This is a genomic window from Nocardia sp. NPDC051911 (assembly GCF_040681035.1).
In the GTDB taxonomy this organism is placed as follows: Bacteria; Actinomycetota; Actinomycetes; order Mycobacteriales; family Mycobacteriaceae; genus Nocardia; species Nocardia sichangensis.
The window spans coordinates 1-16,513 of the sequence record NZ_JBFAXY010000031.1 but is presented as its reverse complement, the minus strand read 5'-3'; the positions used below and the strand labels follow the sequence as shown (position 1 = coordinate 16,513).

The window sequence follows — 16,513 nt, the reverse complement described above, 5'->3', positions numbered from 1 at the left end:
TGGATTGTGTCACGATCATAGTTCAGTGGCCTGTCTCACAGCAGTCAGCAGACCGCGGTTCAACACGACGTCAGTGGGAGAACAGCAGTGACCAACACCGAACCAGCGCCCGCGACCGAGAAGGCGCGGGCACGCGAAACGACCGCGAAGAAGGACGGTCCCGCCCTCATCGAAGTGCGCAATCCCGGCACGGGCGAGGTCGTCGGCACGGTGCCGGACGAGACCGCGGACGCGGTCGCGGCCAAGGTCCGCGAACTGCGGCTGTACCAGCCGGAGTGGGAGGCGATCGGCCCCGAAGGGCGCAAGGTCTGGCTGCTGAAGTTCCAGGACTGGTTGATCGACAACACCGACCGCCTTGCCGCCGTGCTGCAGTCGGAGACCGCCAAGCCCCGGGTGGACGCCCTGATCGATCCGGGTTTCGCGACCGATCTGATCGGCTACTACGCCCGCCGCGCGGCGAAGTTCCTCGCCGACGACCACCCGTCACCGCACAGCCCGCTGGCCCGCGTCAAACGCTTGACCACGGTCTACCGGCCCTATCCGGTGGTCGGCGTCATCACGCCGTGGAACTTCCCGCTGGCCATGCCGGTGATGGACGTGATCCCGGCGCTCGCGGCCGGGGCGGCCGTCATCCTCAAGCCCTCCGAGGTGACCCCGCTCTCCGCGATCGAACTGGCCAAAGGCTGGGCGGAGATCGGCGCGCCGCCGATCTTCGCGGTGGTCACCGGCGCGGGCGCGACCGGAGCGGCCGTGGTGGGCAACGCCGACTACATCCAGTTCACCGGTTCCACCGCGACCGGCCGCAAGATCGCCGCCGCGTGCGTGGAACGGATGGTGCCCTACAGCCTGGAACTCGGCGGCAAGGATCCGGCGATCGTCCTGGCCGACGCCGACCTGGATCGCGCCGCGCACGGCATCGCCTTCGGTGGCATGTTCAACTCCGGCCAGGTCTGCATCTCCGTGGAGCGGGTGTACGTCGAAGCGCCGGTGTACGACGAGTTCGTCGCCAAACTCACCGCCAATGTGCAGGCGCTACGCCAAGGCCTGGACGGACGCGAGTCGAAATACGACGTGGGAGCGCTGGCCAACGAGAATCAGGCGGCCATCGTGCAGCGCCACGTCGACGAGGCCGTCGCGGCGGGCGCCAAGGTGCTCACCGGGGGCAAGCGGGCCGGATTCGGCACCGCCTTCGAGCCGACCGTGCTGGTCGATGTCGACCACACCATGTCCTGCGTCACCGAGGAGACCTTCGGCCCGACGCTGCCGGTGATGAAGGTGGCCGACGAGTCCGAGGCGATCCGGCTGGCCAACGACTCGGTGTACGGCCTGTCGGCCTCGGTGTGGACCGGCGACAAAGAGCGCGGCGAACGGATCGCACGGCAACTGAACGCGGGCGCGGTCAACATCAACGACGTCTTCGCCAACCTGTTCAGTTACGCCCTGCCCATGGGCGGCTGGGGGCTGTCCGGCGTCGGCGCTCGCTGGGGCGGCGCGAACGGCGTGCGCAAGTACTGCCGCCAGCAGGCGATCACCACGCCGCTCCTGCCGACGCAGCAGAAGGAACTGTTCTGGTACCCCTACTCGATGCCGAAGCTGCTGTTCGCGCTCGGCGCCATGCGCGCGGCAGGCGCCCGCGGGCTGCGCCGCCTCGACCTTCCGGCCCTGCTGAAGCTCAAAAGGGGCGACAAGTGACCCAACAAGCGAAGCAGATCCGCGGCAAGGTCGTGGTGATCACCGGTGGGGCACGCGGCATCGGACTCGCCACCGCGACCGCGCTACAGGCTCTCGGCGCGCAGATCGCGATCGGCGATATCGACGAGACCACGGTCAAGGAGTCGGGCACGGCACGCGGTTTCGAGCTCTACGGCAAGCTCGACGTTACCGATCAGGAGTCGTTCGACGGCTTCCTCGACGAGGTGGAGCGGACCCTCGGCCCGATCGACGTGCTGATCAACAACGCGGGCATCATGCCGACCGGCAAGCTGGTGGACGAGCCGGACCCGCTGACCCGCCGGATCCTGGACATCAACGTCTACGGCGTGATCCTGGGCTGCAAGCTGGCGCTGCGCCGGATGCTGCCGCGCGGCGGCGGGCACATCATCAACATCGCCTCACTGGCCGGCGAGACCCATATCCCCGGCCTGGCCACCTACAACGCCAGCAAGCACGCGGTGCTCGGCTTCACCGACACGCTGCGGGAGGAGTACCGGGGCACCGGCGTGCGCTTCTCCTCGGTACTGCCCACGCTGACCAACACCGAGCTCGGATCCGGCGTCACCGCGCCCAAGCTGCTGCGCGCCGCGGAGCCGGAGGAGATCGCCGACGCCGTCGCGAAGCTGATCGTCGCGCCGAAGTCGAAGGTCAGGGTGACCGCGGTGGCCGGGTTCATCGCCCAGTTCGTCGGCCTGCTGCCGGAATCGCTCGGTGACGGCATCGGCCGCGCGCTCGGATCCGGCCGCGCCTTCCTCGACGACGTCGACGCCGAGAAGCGCAAGGCCTACGAGGAGCGCGTGCGCGGCGCGTGAGCGGGTCGGGAAGCAGGGGCGCCGCGGCTGGGATTCGTCTCGGCCGCGGCGCCCCGCCGTGTTCGGGGGCACATCGGGAGCCCCACACACCGACGGCATTGTGAGGAAAATCACGCGCGCACTCGCTGACATCGCGAAGCCGGTCAGCGGCAAATTCTCAGCCCATACTCGGCGGCCACAAACGCGTCCACAATCCGCCACAAAGACTCCCGGTTCACTCTCGTTCATGCTGGTCAACTGCCCAAATCGAAGAACCTGACGGTAAACGGCCACGGCATGCCGAAAATTCGCTATCCGCCTGGTGCGCAGCACCATCGCAGGCAATATGCTGTCCCTAACAAACCTGCCGACTGTTTCGGCGCCCGTATCCGAACTTTTCGGCCTGATAAGGCTGGAAATTCCGGACCGATTCTGATAGCAAGGGGCTATGGACCCGCATTTGCGCGACCTGCGGTATTTCGTCGCCGTCGCTGAGGAACTGCATTTCACCAACGCCGCCCAGCGGCTGCACATCGCTCAACCCACCCTGTCGCGTCAGATCCGGCAGCTGGAACGTCAGCTCGACGTGGTCCTGTTCGACCGCAACCAGCGCAGTGTCGCGTTGACCGTCGCGGGCAAGGAACTGCTCGAAGGCGCACGCAAGATCCTGGAGTTGTGGGAGGTCACCAACGTCTCGCTGCAGGAGGCGGGCGAGGTGTTGCGCGTCGGCATCCAATCCACACTCGGGCGCGGTCTGCTCAGCGATCTGGAGAGCGCGAGCGGACATCGTCTCGCACTGCACGCGGCTTCCTGGACCGATCCCTCCAGCGGCCTGGCGGGTCGGCAGGCCGATCTCGCTCTGGTCTGGCTGCCGTTGCCGGACCAGAGCCGCTACCGGTGGCAGGTGCTGCGCACCGAACCGCGCTGGGTGCTGCTTCCGGAAAACCACCCGCTGGCGATCTCGGAGACCATCGAATTCGCCGATCTGCTCGACGAACCGTTCGTCGCACTGCCCACCGAAGCCGGTGCGGTGCGCGATTTCTGGCTCGGCAACGACGGGCGCGGCGGCCGTCCGCCGAAGATCGGCGCCGAAGCCGCGACCGCGGAGGACAAGCTGGAAGCCGTTAGCCTCGGCCTCGGCGTGTGCCTGCTCGCCGAGAACAACGTGCCGATGTACCGCTGGCCCGGGCTGACCGCGCGTCCCGTGTCGGGGTTGGCGCCGTGCGAGCTCGCCGTGGCCTGGCGGGCCGACGACAACCGGCCGACAATCCTGGAGTTCGCCGGACGAGCCGTCGATGGCGGGTTCGCGGCGCAGCAGTCGCCGGTCAGCGTCTGAACCGGCCCGGCGGGGTCTCGGGGGCGGTGCGCTGCCACGGACGGCGCGTCTCCAATTGCGCGGCCAGCCGTAGCAGGGTGGATTCGCTACCGGGTGGTCCCGCGAGCTGAGCGGCCACCGGCGTACCCGACCAGGAGTGCATGCCCATGGGAACGGAGGCCGCGGGCCAGCCGACCAGATTCCACAGCGGAGTGAAGGGTGCGAACCGCGCGCCGGCGAGCAGAGTGGCCGGACGATTGCGGAAGTGCCAGGCCCGCGCCGTCGGCGGCGGGGCGGCGAGCGTGGGAGTGATCACCACGTCGTAACGCTCGAAGAACTCCAGTAGTCGCGCCTCCACCCGGTCGATCTGGGCGGGACGCGCGAGCCTCAACCGATGCACCGTCCGGCCCAGAGCCACGCGGTGCCGGGCTCTCCGCGGTAGTCGGCCGGGTTGGAGTAGCGCGGGGGCCTCGCGGGCGCCGAGGGCCAGCCAGCGTAGCGAGGCCGCGAGCAGGGCGTTTCCGTACGGTAGCGCGGTCGGTTCCACCGAGTGGCCTGCCGCCGCGGCCACCGAGGCCGCCCTGCGCGCCGCGGCGGTCCAGCGGCGGTCGACGCGCAACAGGCGGGAAGGTGGATCCACCGCCAGCCCGATACGTAGTCGGCCGGGTGGATCCACCTCGGCTAGGTCCGGTCGCGCCGCCAGGACCGACAACGCCAGCGCGGCATCGTCCACGCTTGTCGCGAGGACACCGTGCTCGACCAGGCTCGACCACGGGCCCGCAGCGGGGACCGTGTACTGCCCGGGCTTGATCCCGAAGATTCCACAGCACGCGGCCGCGACCCGCACCTCCCCCAGGCCGTCGCAGCAGTGCGCCACCGGCACCAGTCCGGCCGCGATCGCGGCTCCGGCCGCGCTACCCGCGTAGCGCGTGGGGTTCCACGGATTGCGGATGACACGCTCGGTGCCCACGCTGGTCACCCACCGACTCGGCTCGGGAGCCGCGACGAGGCCCATGACCACCGCTCCCGCGGCGCGCAGCCTGGCCACCACGGGGTGATCCGCGGCGGCCACCGGCCCCCACGGCATCGGCTCGCCCGCGAGGGGAACACCGTGCTCGACCACGACCGGGACACCGGCCAGGGGCAGCACGTCGAGGTCGTCGCGTTCCATCAGGCCGACCGACTCGGCCGTCGCCTGTTCGGCACGCAGGACGCTGAAGGCATGTCGTTTCCGGTCCGCCGCCGCGATCCGCGTCCCGGCATCCGCGGCCACTTGCCCGGGGTGCAGCAGGCCGTCTCGCACGCACGCCGCGATCGTCGCGGCCGGGCCGCGTTCGAGTGCGGTCTCGGCTTCCGGAGCGCCGTCGGGCCGCGCGTCTGCGACGGCTCCCAGCAGTCGGGCGGGCATCGGCTCGCCGGTCTTCGCGTTCGGAATGGCGGTGTGCGGAGCGGCGTTTCCCGCTGAGATCGAGCCGTCCGCCATGATTGCGGCCTCGTCGGACATGTGCTGGTCATCCCCCGTCGCGTCGTTGTCGAAATCGGGTGATCCACTGTCGAGCCGCAAGTTATCATTTCGAATACGGCACGGGGGATGATGGTGTCGGGTGTGGCGGAAATTTTCGGCACATCGGACAACAACCGGTGCGGATTCCGCGGCGTCCGCCGAGCCACTAGGTCCGAGCATGAGTGCGAACTCTGAGAGAAGGTCCGACCCCGACACGGGTATTTCCACCCGGCCGAGGAGTGGCGACCTGTCGCGTGCCGAATCCGACGCGGTGGCCGCGTTCACAGCGGAGTGGGAATCCACCCGGCGCCCACCGGCGATCGCCGAATATCTACCGGACGCCAGTACCTTGCGACGTGAGGCATTGCTGGAGCTGATCCGCGTCGACCTGCGCCATCGCTGGCTGCTTCGCCGCGGTAAAGGCGCGGGCACCGCGCCGGAACCGGCCGCGCGCATGCGCCTGACCGATTACTGCGCCGAATTCCCCGAACTCGCTTCCGACGATATTCCGGCCGGCTTGGTGTACGAGGAGTTCGTCATCCGCCGCCAGAGCGGCGAGCGGGTCGATCCGCGCGAATGCCTGCGCGAATATCCGCGGCAGGCGGAGCAACTGCGCGAGTTGCTGAACGCCGACGAAATCGACCAGAGCACCCGTCGCGCGACTCCGGAGGATTCCGTCTTGACCGCGGTCGCGCACAGCGACTCCGTTCTCGCCGACACCGTATTGAACCGAACCGCGGGGTCTGCTCGTGATTCCGAGGTGACCAGAACGACCGCCGCCGATCTGACGGGTACGGCCACCGCCGTGCCCACGACGATCGGGACCGGGCCGGGCCGCTCCGACCCGCTCGACCGGATCGAGATCGGTCAGCGGATCGACGACTTCGATCTGCTGACCGGTCTGGGCAGCGGTGCGTTCGCCCGGGTCTTCCTCGCGCGGCAGCGCTCGCTGCAACGGCTGGTCGCGGTGAAGATCTCCAGCGATCACGGCACCGAGCCGCAGACGCTGGCCCAGCTCGACCACGATTACATCGTGCGGGTCTTCGACCAGCGGCTGCTGGACGACGCCGAGGGCGCCGCGCGCCGGCTGCGGCTGCTCTACATGCAGTTCCTGCCCGGAGGCACGCTGCTCGGCGTGCTGCGCTGGGTGCGCGCGACCCCACCCGAGGAGCGCAGCGGCAGGCTTCTGCTGGACGCCGTGGACGCGGCGATGGAGGAGAAGGGCGAGATCCGGCCGACCGACTCCAGCGTGCGCGCCGAGATCGCGGCGCTGAGCTGGCCGGAGACGGTGGCGTGGCTGGGCCGCAGGCTGGCCGAGGCGCTGGACTACGCCTCCTCGCACGGCGTGCTGCACCGCGACGTCAAACCGGCCAATGTCCTGCTCACCGCCGAGGGCGTGCCGAAACTCGCCGACTTCAACATCAGCTTCAGCCGCAACGTGGAGGGCACCAGCCCGGTGGCCTACTTCGGCGGATCACTGGCCTACATGTCACCGGAACAACTGGAGGCCTGCCATCCCAGTTTCGGCCGCAGTGCCGCGGACCTGGATACCCGTGCGGACATCTATTCGCTCGGCGTGGTGCTGTGGGAGCTGCTCACCGGTGCGAAGCCGTTCGACGACCGCACGGCGGGGGCGGGCGACCAAGGCGACGACACCACGCTGGAGGCCATGCTGGAGCGGCGCAGCAGCGGCGTGGACGAGGCCGCGCTGCAGCGGGTTCCGGCCGACTGTCCCGCCGCGTTGCGGCGCATCCTTCTGACCTGCCTGGCCCCCGAGCGGGCCGACCGGTGGTCCAGCGGCGCGATCCTGGCCAGGCAGCTGGAGATGTGCCTGGACGAACGCGCGCGAGAATTGGTCGACCCCGCGCCGAACAGCTGGCGGCTGCGGCTGCGCCCCTACATCGTTCCGGTGGCGCTGGTGGCGATGGCGCTGCCGAATGTGCTCGCCTCGCTGTACAACATCCAGCACAACCAGCACCTGATCATCAGCCGGATGACCGAGGAGGCCCAGCAGACCTTCCTCATCATCACCGGCGTGGTGAACGCGATCTTCTTCCCGACCGGCATCGCGCTCGTGCTGTATATGGCGAGATACGTGCTGACGGTGACGCGCGGTCTACGCAAAGGACGAAGATACGATCCGGGAACCCTGCGGCGTGCCAGACGCGATGCGTTGCTGATGGGCGATCGGGCCGTGGCCGTGGCCTTCTCGCTGTGGGTGCTGGCCGGACTGATCTTCCCGATCGCGCTACAGGTGTCGACGGGAGATATATCGGCACAGGCCGTGGTGCACTTCTTCTCCTCGTTGGTGGTGTGCGGCGCGATCGCGGTCGCCTATCCCTTCTTCCTGCTGACGTTCTACCTGGTGCGGTGCGTCTATCCCTTGTTCCTCCGGCACGGCGACATCAGCCCCGAGGACGCGGTCTGGCTGCGCGGCCTTGACCGGCGCTGCAACGGCTACCTCGCGGTGGCCGCCTCGGTGCCGCTGCTCGCGGTCACCGGGGTGACCTTCCTGCCCCCGTCCGACATCCCCTCGGTCATCGTCGCGGTTCGGCTGCTGTGTGTGGGCGGCATAATCGCGTTCGTGGGCACCTATCTGCTGTTCCGTGCGCTGGAAGCGGACCTACGGGCGCTGGAGCGGGTGGTCGATCCGGAATCCGCCGAACCGGGGGCCGCCGAGGGCCGACCCGCCCGATCGACCGCGACCGCCGTGGAGACCGACACGTGAGTTTGCCCCGCACCGATGCCGTCGCCCGCTTCTCCGCCGACTGGCAGCGCAGTCTCCATGGTGATCGCTTGCCGCCGCAGATTCGCGACTACGTACCCGACGGCACGCAAGTTCGCCTGGGGGTACTCGTCGATCTGATCCGGGTGGATCTGCGGCGACGCTGGGAGCGCGAAGGGCTCGGCAAACGGATCGCCGACTATCGCGAGGAATTCCCCGATGTGGAGACCAGCTCCGAGTTGGTCGACCTGCTGTGCGAGGAATTTCTGGCGCGTCGCGGACGCGGACCGCTGCCGCTGGAGGACTTCCTCGCCGAATACCCGGACCTCGCCGGCGCGGTCCGCGAGCACCTCGCCGATCTCGCCGCCGACGACGCCCACCCGGACGCCGACTCGAGCGAAGCCCTCGCCGCGCTCGCCGATCTCGCGCCGGGCCTGCGGATCGATGACTTCGACCTGCTCACCGACCTGGGCGCGGGACTGCTCGGCCGGGTCTTCCTGGCCAGGCAGCGTTCCATGCAACGGCTGGTCGCCGTCCGGTTCTCGGCGGGCCGGGCGGGCGCGGCGCACACGATGGCCCAGCTCGACCACGCCCACATCGTGCGGGTCTTCGACCAGCGAGTACTCAGCGCCGACGCCGCACAGGCCCTGACCATCGCGGGTCCTCCCGCGAACGGCCGCCACACCGCGGCGAACGCCGCCATCGCCGCGCCGCGCCTCGACCTCGACGCCGCGGCCGTCCCGTCCAGCCGGACGAGCCGCCCCGGCGACGACGACACCATCGTGGCGCCGACAACCCGAACGACGAGCCACCCCAGCGACGACGAAACGGTCCCCGGCCCGCGCACGCACGGCGCCGAGAGGCGCGCCCCGACCATCACGGGTGACGCGACAGCCACCGCGCCAGAAGGTATCGATGACGAGACCGTGGTCAGCGCGCCCGATACGACCGCTGCGGTCCGCCCACGCAGTGCTCTGATTCCCGATTCCGGACGATCGGCCGAACCTCGTGACGCCGCCGCGGTTCCGGCTCATCCGGACGCGGTGACCGAGCGATCGAGCGATCCGGACGCGACCATCGCGGTCCCTCCGGACGACATCGCATCCGCGCCCCCGCGACCGCCCCTCGCACCGGAGTCCAGGACGACCGCCCTCCCGCGTCTGGTCTACATGCAATACCTCCCCGGCGGCACGGCGGTCGACCTGCTCGAGCAACGCCGTCGCGGCCCCGTGACCGACGGCGGCGCCCTGCTCCTGCGCGCGGTGGACACCGCCATGGAGGCCAAGGGCGAGATCCGGCCGTCGGATTCGAGCGTGCGCGCCGAGATCGCGCGGCTGAACTGGCCGGAGACCGTGGCGTGGGTGGGCAGGCGGCTGGCCGACGCGCTGGATTACGCCGCACACCATGGCGTGCTGCACCACGACATCAAACCGGCGAACGTGCTGTTCACCGCGGAGGGCATTCCCAAGCTGGCCGATTTCGCCCTCGGTGAGGTACCTGGGCGCACCGCGCCGCACGGTCCCGGCGGGACCGACGCACTGGTCTACCGCTCTCCGGAGCAGCTGAGCCGCTACCTCGACCCCGACGCGCCCGCCCCCGGCGACGCCAGCGACGTCTACTCCCTCGGTGTGCTGCTCTGGGAAATGCTCACGGGCGCAACCCCCTTCGCCGATCCGCCACTGGAGCAGAACAGCCCCGGCACCGAGACGTACACGCGGATGCTCGCGGAGCGACGCGGCGGCGTCTCGGCCGCGGCGCTCGCGCGCCTGCCGGAAGACACGCCGGCCACGCTGCGCCGCGTACTGCTGGACTGTCTGCACGAAGACCCGCAGCGGCGCTGGCGCGGCGGCGCCGAACTCGCGGGACAACTCGACCTCTGCCTGGACACCCGCGCGCGCGACCTGGTCGATCCCCCGCCCGGCAGCCTCGCCCACCGCGCCCGCGGGTGGCTGCTTCCGGTCGCGGCGCTGTGCGTCGGCGTGCCGAACGTGCTGGCCAGCTTCTATAACATCCAGCTGAACCAGACCCTGATCATCGACCGGATGTCGACCGCGGACCAGGAGAAGTTCACGGCGGTCGGATTGATCAACAACCTCATCGCGTTCCCGGTCGCCGCGCTGCTGCTGTTGTTCATGACCCGGCGGCCGCTCGCCATCTCCTACCGCCTCGGCCGTGGCGACGGCTACTCCGCGCGCACGCTCGCGAAAGCACGCCGCGACACCTTGCTGATGGGTGACTGGGCGGTGTGGATACCCTTCGGCTTCTGGCTGGTCGCGGGCATCGTCTGGCCGCTCGGGCTGGCCTTCTCCGGAGTCGACCTGCCGCGTGGCACCTTCTTGCACTTCTTCGCCGCGCAGATCGTGTGCGCGGCGATCGCGCTCGCCTATCCGTTCTTTCCGATCATGGTCTACTCGGTGCGCGCGATCTATCCACAGCTGCTGGTGCGCGGCGGTATCGGTCCCGACGACGAACGCCAGCTCCGCGCGCTGGCCAGGCGCGGCAGCTTCTACCTCGGTGTGGCGGCATCGGTTCCGCTGCTCGGCGTGGCGAGCGCGACCTTCGTCGAGGCCGACGACCTGGAGCTGGTGATCGTTCCGGTGCGTGTGCTGAGCGTGGGTGGCATCCTGGCATTCGTGCTGACCTATCGACTGTTCCGGCTCCTGGAAGCGGATCTGCTCGCGCTGGCCAGGGCGATTCCCCAGCGGACGCGATGACCACACCCCGCCCGCTGGGACGGCTGGTGAACCTGTCGCACGTCCACGATCCGGTCACCACACCGCTGTACCCGGAGGATCCGGAATTCCGCACCGACATCGTGGCCACGATCGCGAACGACGGCTACCTCCTGCGCTATATCCAGCAGGGCGAACACACCGGAACCCATTGGGGTGCGCCGATTCATTTCCGTGCGGACGGACTGGCCGCCGACGAACTCGACCTCGACGATCTGCTGCTGCCCGCGGTGAAGATCGATCTCCGGCAGCGCTGCGCGAACGATCGCGACTACGCGATCACGGTCGACGATCTGAAGCGGTGGGAGGCCGAGCACGGCCGGATCCCGGACAGCGCCGCGATCGTCGCCTGGACCGGGTGGGACGCCAAGTGGGGCACGCCGGAGTTCGTCGGCACGGGCGAATCAGCCGGTCGGCAACCCGGTTTCGCGGTGCAGACGGTGGAATGGCTGCTGCGCGGCGGCAGGCTCGGCCGCCGCGGCGCGCTTGGCATCGACACGTTCGGCCCCGACGTGGGCACCGACGAGACGTACGCGGTGTCGAAGCTGCTCTACGGCGAGCACCGGATCAGCTTGGAATGCTTGGCGAACCTGGCGGCACTGCCCGCGACCGGGGCGTGGGTGCTGGTGGGCGGACCGCTCTATCGCGGCGGTTCCGGTTCGCCGGCAACGATTTTCGGCATCCTGCCCGGATGAGGTCTCAGCCGCCGTAGACCTTGGGGTTGAGGGTGCCGATGTAGGGCAGGTCGCGGTAGCGCTCCGCGTAGTCGAGGCCGTAGCCGACGACGAATTCGTTCGGGATGTCGAATCCGACGTGCGCGACCTCCACCGGCGTGCGTAGCGCGTCGGGCTTGCGTAGCAAGGTGACCACCTCGAGCGAAGCCGGGTTACGGGTGGACAGGTTGCGCTTGAGCCACGACAGCGTGAGCCCGGAGTCGATGATGTCCTCGACGATCAGGACGTTGCGGCCCGCGATGTCCTTGTCCAAGTCCTTCATGATGCGCACCACACCCGAGGACGAGGTCGACGACCCGTAGGACGAGACGGCCATGAACTCCATCTGGGTCGGGATCGGCAGAGCCTTGGCCAGGTCGGTCATGAAGAAGATCGCGCCCTTGAGCACGCCCACCAACAGCAGATCGCCCTCCGGAGCGTCGGGTGGATACCGCTTGGCGATGAGTTCGGCCAGCTCCTGGGTCTTGGCGGCGATCTGTTCCGCGGTGATCAGCACCGACGCGATGTCATCCCCGTACACGTCAGCTGGATTCCCTTCCGTGGTGGTGAGCCCGTTCGGCCGGTTCGGTCTGCGTCATCGGTCCGATGCCAGCCTCACCCAGCCGCAGTGTCAGCCTGCCATGTTCGCGCCCCGCGACCAACCTGCTACCCGGCCTGCCGCCGCCGACCGCGACGCCGCCCTGTCCGCGCCAAGCCGTAACCAGTTCGTCGACTGCCTGTAAATGCTTGGTGGTCAGGGCTTTCGCACCGTGCTCGAGCAGCCATGCCCGAATCGCCCGTTTCCGCAGAGCCGCGGGTGCAGTGGCGAGGGTCTCGATCACCAGCGCCCGCCCATCACCGGCGGTGTGCCGCAGCTCGGCGGCGAGCGCGTCGAGAACCGCCCCGTCCTCCCGCAGTTGTTCGGCCGTACGCGCCAGCGCCGGGGCCACCCCGCCGCCGAGGATCTGCTCCAACAGCGGCAACGCCTCGGTGCGTAGCCGGACCCTGGTGAACTCCGGCGCCACGTTGTGCGGGTCGTCGTGCGGCGTCACGCCCAGATCGGCGCACACGCGCCGGGTGGTCTCCCGGCGCACGCCGAGCAACGGCCGCCCCCACGGCTCGGCGTACGCGGACATCCCTTGGATCGAGCGGCCACCGGAGCCGCGTGCGAGCCCGAGCAGCACCGTTTCGGCCTGGTCGTCGAGGGTGTGCCCGAGCAGCACCGGAAGACCGTGGCGCGCGGAGTCCAGCGCGGCATACCGCGCCCGGCGCGCGGCGGCTTCCACACCGCCCTCGGTGCCGACCTGGACCGCGAGCACGCGCGCGGACCGGCAGCCGAGGGCGAGTGCCTGTGCCGCGGCCTCGGCGGCGACGGCGCCGGAACCGGGTTGTAGGCGATGATCCACCACCAAGGCGTCGACCGCGCCCGTCTCGACCACTGCCGCCGCGGTGAGGGCCAGCGAATCCGCGCCGCCGGACAGCGCCACCGCGACCGCCTGCTCCTCGGTCTCACGCGGCCCGAAACCGCTCAGCCAATCCCGGACCGCTCGACGAACGGCCAGCACAGCGGCGGTCTCGGGCAATCGCCGGGCGGCGGACGGCCGCCCGGATCCGGATGTCCCGCTCTCCGGCCCGAAGCGCCCGGGTGTCGTTCCTGGCGCACGCCCCATGGGCGCAGCCTACCGGCCGACCGCGCACGGCGAGTCGCCGCCGAGCCGGGAACCCTCGTTCAGTCCAGTACTCGTTCGATCCAGCGCTGCGGCTGCTCGATCTCGTCGGTGCGCGGCAGCGTGTCGGCTTCGGTCCACACCGTGTTGAACCGCGTCATCCCGACGGTGGCGACCACCTCATCGACGAATTTCTTGCCACGCACGTACTGGGCGACCTTCGCGTCCACGCCGAGCAGCGCGCGCAGGAGTCGCTGCACCGGGTTGGTCGGACGCCTGCGGCGCTGGTCGAACGCGGTGCGGATCTGCTCGACCGACGGGACGACCGCGGGACCGACCGCGTCCATGACGTGATCGGCGTGCCCCTCCAACAGGGTGCCGAGCATGAGCAGGCGGTCCAGCGCCGCACGCTGCGGCGGCGCCTGGGTGGCACGCAGCAGCCCGACCACACCGCGCGCGGCCGGATCGTCGGGGGCGGTTCCGCGACGGCGGTCGCGCACCTCTTCGACCAGCCGGGACAGCATGTCGCTCACCGGCTCGTCACCGGCCTCGCCGAGTACCTCGACGTTCGCGCGCATGTATTCGCCGAGCCAGGGCGCGGAGGAGAACTGCACCCGGTGGGTCACCTCGTGCAGGCACACCCACAGCCGGAAATCGCTCGCCGACACCCCGAGCGCCCGCTCCACCGCGACGATGTTCGGCGCGACCAGCAACAGAGTGCCGTCCGGCCCCGTGAACGGGTCGTATTGACCGAGGATCGCGGTGGAGAGGAAGGCGAGCATGGCGCCCGCCTGCACCCCGGCGGGTTTACCCGCGAGGAGCTTGCGGTCGGCCTGCGCCTCATCCGCCCCGGTGAGCTGGGCCATCGAGTCGGCGGCGGCCGTGATCCACCCCGGACGGTCGACGATTCTGGCCGCCGGGACCGGCCGGTCGTCCAGCAACCCGCTGACCTCGCGCACCGGCGCCTCGGCCCGCACGGAGGCATCGGCGAGCTCGGCGACCACCTGCTCGGCCGAATAGCGCGACGTGCGCGGACCCGCGGGCACCAGAACGGAGCCGGTCCGCGCGGCCAAACGCCAATCGACCACGCCGGACAAGCCCGAGCGCGGTTTTCGCCGCTCGACCGTGCCGGCGGAGCCGAAATCGGCTGTCTCGGAACCTTGCTGGGTCATGATCAACCACCCGTCACGAGCATCCACAGTTTCGCAGCGTGCCTGCGATCGCGTCCAACGCGGGCCTGCTCACCTCCGGTGGTCGATCGTTCGACATCAGTGCGAAGGTCAGCACCCGCCCATCGGCGTCCAGCACATATCCGACCAACGCGCTGGAGACCGACAGAGTTCCGGTCTTGGCTCGCACCCAGCCCGCCGCCTGACGATCCCGGGTGACGTAGCGGCTGGTCAGCGAGCCCGTGGCACCGGCGACCGGCAGGTTGTCGAGCATCGGCGTCAAGGTCGCCGCGACCCGGCCGTTCTCGGGCTGGGCCTTGGCGCCTGCCGGTCGCACCGCCGTGGCGCCGGTGGGCTGGGCCGCGGTCGCCACGACCCGGTCGAGCAATCGCGCGGGAATCCGGTCGTCTACCGAAAGCCCGCTGCTGTCGTGCATATCCAGGCCGGACAGATCGAAACCGGCCTTGCTCAGCGCCGTGCGCACCGCGGTGACCCCGCCGGTGAACGAGGCCTCGCCGCCGGTGGCGGTCGCGATCTCCCGTCCGATCGCCTCGGCGAGCACGTTGTCGGAGTAGACCATCATGTCGCGCAGCCGGTCGCGCAGCGGCGCCGAACGCACCGAGGCGACCTCGGCCGCGCCCGCGGGTGCGGCGCCCGCCCGGACCCGCGCCGGGTCGAGCCCCAGTTCGGTGGCCAGCCGCCGTCCCGCGTCCAGAGCGGGCGTCGCGGTGCGCGGCGAGTACTCGACTAGCGGTTGCAACCGGCCGCCGTCGATCATCACTGGCTCGATCGGGGCGATGGACCCCTCGGGGATGTCGACCGGGTCCCAGCCCTGCGCCATGGTCGGGCCGGTGTAGGCGGAGAGGTCGACGACGATCGTGTCCACCGCGCGGCCCGCGGACTTGATCTGGGTGACCAGGTCGGACAGACGCGGTCCGTTCGGGTAGTACCCCTTGCCGTCCGGCTGCGCGGTGAGCGTCGGATCGCCGCCGCCGACCAGCACCAGTTCGTTCGGCGCCGCACCGGCGACCACCTTCGTGGTCACCCGTTGCTCGGCGGGCAGCGTGAGCAGAGCGGCCGCGGTGGTGAGGATCTTGGCGGTGGACGACGGGATCATCGGCCGGTTCGCGTCGCCGCTCCACAGCACCGTCCCGCTGTCGGCGTCGGTCACCTGGCCCGCGAACGCGCCGAGGTCCGGATTGGCGATCACCGGGGCCAGCGCGGCGGCGATCCCGGCGGAACTCGGCGCGGAACCGGTGGGCCGGGCCGGGACGACCTGCCCGGACGGCTCGGTCGGCGCGGGCGGGGCGGCGATGGTCAGACCACCGTGCCGGAACTCCTCGGTCCACGGCCGCACCGCGAGCAGTGCCACCGCGGCGGCCACGGCCAGCACGACCAGCACGGTCGAGATCAACAGCCATCTGTTGCGGCGCCGCCGGGCGGCCAGCCCACCGATGTTCTCGTTGCCACCAAACACGTCGCCGCCGCTCTCCTGACCGATTCCCGCAGCAGCCGCCTGCCGCACCCATGTCCCCGACGACCACACTATCCTCGTTGCGCAACCGTTCCCCTGAACAACCTGGCGAGTCGGCGCACTCCGCAGCGGCCGAGTCGGCAGTCGCCGAATAGCAGCCGAGTCGCAGAACTCGGCACCGATGCACGAAGGAGATGGCGTGGAGTTCGACGTCACGATCGAGATCCCCAAGGGTTCCCGGAACAAGTACGAGGTCGATCACGAGACCGGCCGGGTCCGGCTCGACCGGTTCCTGTACACGTCCATGGTCTATCCCGCCGACTACGGCTACATCGAGAACACCCTCGGCGAGGACGGCGACCCGCTGGACGCGCTGGTCCTGCTGCCCGATTCGGTGTTCCCCGGCGTGATCGTGGAGGCCAGGCCGGTCGCCATGTACAAGATGACCGACGAGGCGGGCGGCGACGACAAGATCCTGTGCGTGCCCGCGGGCGACCCGCGCTGGGACCACATCCAGGATCTGAAGGATGTCCCCGAGTTCGAGCTGGCCGCGATCAAGCACTTCTTCGAGCGCTACAAGGATCTCGAACCCGGCAAGTTCGTCAAGGGCTCGGAGTGGGTCGGGCGGGCCGAGGCCGAGGCCGAGGTGCAGGCGTCCATCCAGCGGTTGAAGGACCAGGGCGGACACTGAAGCCCTTCGGGCACAACGA

12 protein-coding genes are annotated in these 16,513 nt (G+C 69.8%); 7 read left to right on the top strand and 5 right to left on the bottom strand.

All coding sequences use genetic code 11. The annotated features are described in order from the left end of the window. Positions 1-87: 87 nt before the first annotated feature. The 3 genes from AB0L97_RS30035 to AB0L97_RS30025 all read left to right on the top strand — a co-directional run bounded on the left by AB0L97_RS30035 (position 88) and on the right by AB0L97_RS30025 (position 3,840). Positions 88-1,692: an aldehyde dehydrogenase family protein gene (locus AB0L97_RS30035; protein ID WP_364436026.1), complete on the top strand. Its 1,605-nt coding sequence runs from the start codon at positions 88-90 to the stop codon at positions 1,690-1,692. Beyond that, complete coding sequence (locus tag AB0L97_RS30030; protein ID WP_364436023.1) at positions 1,689-2,525, top strand: SDR family oxidoreductase; 837 nt, start codon at positions 1,689-1,691, stop codon at positions 2,523-2,525. The genes AB0L97_RS30035 and AB0L97_RS30030 overlap by 4 nt, the downstream gene beginning before the upstream one ends. Positions 2,526-2,952: 427 nt before the next feature. Further along, entirely contained in the window at positions 2,953-3,840 is an 888-nt protein-coding gene (locus AB0L97_RS30025) for a LysR family transcriptional regulator (protein ID WP_355079169.1), read from the top strand. On the opposite strand, the gene AB0L97_RS30020 is transcribed toward AB0L97_RS30025, so the two are convergent. Then, positions 3,830-5,323, bottom strand: coding sequence for an amidase family protein (locus AB0L97_RS30020; RefSeq protein WP_364436019.1), 1,494 nt, complete (start codon positions 5,321-5,323; stop codon positions 3,830-3,832). The two genes, AB0L97_RS30025 and AB0L97_RS30020, sit on opposite strands and share 11 nt — an antisense overlap. Positions 5,324-5,501: 178 nt before the next feature. Between AB0L97_RS30020 and AB0L97_RS30015 the strand changes: the two genes are divergently transcribed. From AB0L97_RS30015 to AB0L97_RS30005, 3 genes are read left to right on the top strand one after another with little or no spacing between them, the layout of a single operon-like run. Next, the gene (locus tag AB0L97_RS30015; protein ID WP_364436016.1) at positions 5,502-8,051 is read left to right on the top strand and encodes a serine/threonine-protein kinase; all 2,550 of its coding nucleotides are present in this window, start codon (positions 5,502-5,504) and stop codon (positions 8,049-8,051) included. Next, positions 8,048-10,762, top strand: coding sequence for a protein kinase (locus AB0L97_RS30010; RefSeq protein WP_364436013.1), 2,715 nt, complete (start codon positions 8,048-8,050; stop codon positions 10,760-10,762). Before AB0L97_RS30015 ends, AB0L97_RS30010 begins: the two co-directional genes overlap by 4 nt. Continuing rightward, positions 10,759-11,475, top strand: coding sequence for a cyclase family protein (locus AB0L97_RS30005; protein WP_355079177.1), 717 nt, complete (start codon positions 10,759-10,761; stop codon positions 11,473-11,475). Before AB0L97_RS30010 ends, AB0L97_RS30005 begins: the two co-directional genes overlap by 4 nt. Positions 11,476-11,479: 4 nt before the next feature. On the opposite strand, the gene hpt is transcribed toward AB0L97_RS30005, so the two are convergent. From hpt to AB0L97_RS29985, 4 genes are read right to left on the bottom strand one after another with little or no spacing between them, the layout of a single operon-like run. Beyond that, positions 11,480-12,034 (bottom strand): hypoxanthine phosphoribosyltransferase, encoded by a 555-nt coding sequence (gene hpt, locus AB0L97_RS30000; protein ID WP_039794624.1) that lies wholly within the window; start codon positions 12,032-12,034, stop codon positions 11,480-11,482. A 1-nt stretch (position 12,035) separates the two neighbouring features. Then, positions 12,036-13,163 (bottom strand): tRNA lysidine(34) synthetase TilS, encoded by a 1,128-nt coding sequence (tilS, locus tag AB0L97_RS29995; RefSeq protein WP_364436008.1) that lies wholly within the window; start codon positions 13,161-13,163, stop codon positions 12,036-12,038. Between the two features lie 59 nt (positions 13,164-13,222). Beyond that, positions 13,223-14,332, bottom strand: coding sequence for a zinc-dependent metalloprotease (locus AB0L97_RS29990; RefSeq protein ID WP_356963538.1), 1,110 nt, complete (start codon positions 14,330-14,332; stop codon positions 13,223-13,225). Positions 14,333-14,345: 13 nt separating this feature from the next. Then, positions 14,346-15,785 (bottom strand): D-alanyl-D-alanine carboxypeptidase, encoded by a 1,440-nt coding sequence (locus AB0L97_RS29985; RefSeq protein WP_364436179.1) that lies wholly within the window; start codon positions 15,783-15,785, stop codon positions 14,346-14,348. A 217-nt stretch (positions 15,786-16,002) separates the two neighbouring features. Between AB0L97_RS29985 and AB0L97_RS29980 the strand changes: the two genes are divergently transcribed. After that, positions 16,003-16,494 carry an inorganic diphosphatase gene (locus AB0L97_RS29980; RefSeq protein WP_355079184.1) on the top strand — a complete coding sequence of 164 codons (492 nt, stop codon included), beginning with the start codon at positions 16,003-16,005 and terminating at the stop codon, positions 16,492-16,494. Positions 16,495-16,513 lie beyond the last annotated feature (19 nt).